General features: G+C 70.8%; 1 protein-coding gene and 1 pseudogene. Both read left to right on the forward strand.

Going from position 1 to position 1,985, the window contains the following annotated elements:
* Window positions 1-272 (forward strand): annotated as a pseudogene (locus FV222_RS24405) (ABC transporter permease); the annotation flags it as partial.
* 106 nt (window positions 273-378) lie between these two features.
* On the forward strand, window positions 379-1,905 hold the full coding sequence (gene crtI / locus FV222_RS24410) for a phytoene desaturase family protein (RefSeq protein WP_147815852.1): 1,527 nt from the start codon (window positions 379-381) through the stop codon (window positions 1,903-1,905).
* Window positions 1,906-1,985 lie beyond the last annotated feature (80 nt).

The raw sequence follows: 1,985 nt of genomic DNA on the forward strand, positions 1-1,985 counted from the left end.
CCGCCGCGACCCGCCAGCAGGCCCACCTCGCCTCGACCTTCGGCGTGCTGCTGCTCTCGGCGGTGGGCGGCAGCATGGTGCCGCGCTTCCTGATGCCGCCCTGGCTGCAGCAGGCGGGCTGGTTCACCCCGAACGCCTGGGCGATCGAGGCCTACCAGGGTGCGTTGGGCGACGGCGCCGGCGCGGCGCTGGCGGCCTGGGGCGTGCTGTTCGCGATCGGCTTCGCGGGGCTTGGCGCCGCGCTCCTTCTCGTTTCGCGGCGGACGGCATGACGGACCGTCCGGCGCGACCCGGTGGCGCGTTGACCGCCGGTCCGTTCTGCCTAGCTTTCATCAAGCGGACGCCGTCGTCGCGGGCGTGCCGGGAGTATCGATCGTCATGAGCCAGGATTCCACGGTCGCCGTCGTCGGCAGCGGGCTCGGCGGCCTCGCAGCCGCCTGCGTGAGCGCGGCGCGCGGACACCGGGTCACGGTCTACGACAAGAACGACTGGCTCGGCGGCAAGGCGGCGGTGCTGCACGAGGGCGGCTTCCGGTTCGACATGGGGCCGACGATCCTCACCGTGCCCCGCGTGCTGGAGCGCATCTTCGCCGAGGCCGGCCGCAACCTGCACGACTATCTCGACCTGCGCCGGCTCGACCCGCAATGGCGCTGCTTCTTCGACGACGGCACCCGCATCGACCTGATGCAGGACGTCGCCCGCATGGCCGCCGACATGGATCGCTTCGCCCCCGGCAGCGGTGCGGGCGAGGGCTACCGGAAGTTCCTCGACGTCTCCGAGAACCTGCACGGCATCTCGGAGAAGTTCTTCTTCTGGAAGCCGGTCGAGGACCTGTTCGACACCATCAACATCCGCGCCAACCTCAACCCCGGCACGCTGCGCGACGTGCTCGCGCTGCGCATGCATGCCTCGGTGGCGAGCACGATCCGCGGCAAGGTCAAGGACGCCCGCCTGGCCCAGATGCTCGACCACTTCGTGCAGTATGTCGGCTCCTCGCCCTACGGCGCGCCGGCGGTGCTCTGCGCCATCGCCCACATGCAGACGGCGGAAGGGGTCTGGTACCCGATGGGCGGCACCCGCGCCGTCGCCGAGGCGCTGGCCAAGCTCGCCACCGAACTCGGCGCGACGCTGAAGCCGGGCGAGGAGGTCCTGGGCCTCGACGTGTCGGCCGGCGCCGTGAAGGGCGTGCGGACCAAGTCCGGTTCCACCGCCTACGATGCGGTGATCTCCAACATGGATTCGGTGCGGACCTACACGGAGCTGGTCGGCGGCGACGCCGGCAAGGCTTACGCCAAGAAGAACCCCGAGCCGGCCTGCTCCGGCGTCGTGCTCTATCTCGGTCTGAACAAGCGCTACGAGCACCTGAACCACCACGACTTCGTCTTCTCCAAGGACCCGGAGGAGGAGTTCGACTGGATCTACCGCAAGGGCGAGCCGGCCCCGGACCCGACCGCCTACCTGGCGGCGCCTTCCTCCACCGACCCGTCGGTGGCACCCGATGGCGGCGAGGCGCTCTACGTGCTGGTCCACACGCCGTACCTGCGCCCGCACCATGACTGGAAGACGATGTTCCCGGCCTACCGGCAGGTGATCCTGGACAAGCTCAAGCGCACGGCCGGCATGCCCGACCTGGAGGAGCGCATCGTCGTCGAGCGCCATCTCACGCCGCAGGACATCCACGAGCGCTACCACGTGCTCAACGGCGCGATCTACGGGCTGGCCTCCCACGGCAAGGTGATGGGCGCGTTCAAGCCCGGCAACCGCTCGCGGCAGGTGCGCAACCTCTACCTCGCCGGCGGCGCAGCCCACCCCGGCCCCGGCATGCCGATGGTGATGATGTCGGGCTGGATCGCCGCCGACGCGCACGATGCCGACGCCCGCGGGCAGCTCAGCGAATCCGCGTGACCGGCGGGACGGCACCCGGCGCTCCGGCGGGGGCCTGAGCGCATGGCCGACGCGCCCGATCGCAGCCGCCGGTTCCGGGC

The sequence above is a fragment of the Methylobacterium sp. WL103 genome, assembly GCF_008039885.1.
Classification (GTDB): Bacteria; Pseudomonadota; Alphaproteobacteria; order Rhizobiales; family Beijerinckiaceae; genus Methylobacterium; species Methylobacterium cerastii.